At 38.2% G+C, this 647-nt stretch carries 1 pseudogene; it reads right to left on the bottom strand.

What is annotated here, in order from left to right:
- Nucleotides 1–545 (bottom strand): annotated as a pseudogene (locus PGZ10_RS16565) (hypothetical protein); the annotation flags it as partial.
- Nucleotides 546–647 lie beyond the last annotated feature (102 nt).

Genomic DNA, 647 nt, shown 5'->3' with positions numbered 1-647 from the left:
TCCCTGACACATTGGACGAATATGGAATATTCTTCAAGCCTTCTGCAGTGCTTCATCAGTTCCTGATTGTGACCATAGTTGATGTTCAACATGGTTGCGGTGCATTCCAGGCAAGGTGCTTCGTTATCTGTATTTTCAAAGCAGTCTGAAAGCCTTAACTCCATGGAATCTGGCTGATTTTTTGTACCATTGTAAAAGACAATATATTTCGGTTTTGGAAGCCGGACTCTTTTTTTATGGTAGATCATCAGATTATTATCTGCAACATACCCTTCATATAACCGGGAGAAATAAAAGACTCCGCGAAGCGGCATGTTTGGGTTAAAAGTGCTTTGATGTTCATACAGATTCATGGTTTCGCCGACCAGAAAGGACACATCATTTTTCATGGACAGATAAAAGACATCTTCCAATGTATTTACCTCCAGGTCATCAGGATTCTGATAGTCCGTGTGGTTGATCGCATTTATTCTCCATAACCGGTCCTTATACTGCCGGTTGTGAGTTTGTTTGTTATGGCGAGATTTCTTCTTTTGTTTTTCCATTGCTTACCTCCATTATAATAGAAAACAGTTCATAAGTAAATTCGCCATATCTCATGTTTCGTGTAGATATAATATTTTTCTACAATCAAAGAATTCATATAT

The sequence above is a fragment of the Coprococcus sp. AF102-57 genome (assembly GCF_027686195.1).
GTDB lineage: Bacteria > Bacillota > Clostridia > Lachnospirales > Lachnospiraceae > Allocoprococcus > Allocoprococcus comes.
This window is presented reverse-complemented; position numbering and strand designations above follow the sequence as displayed.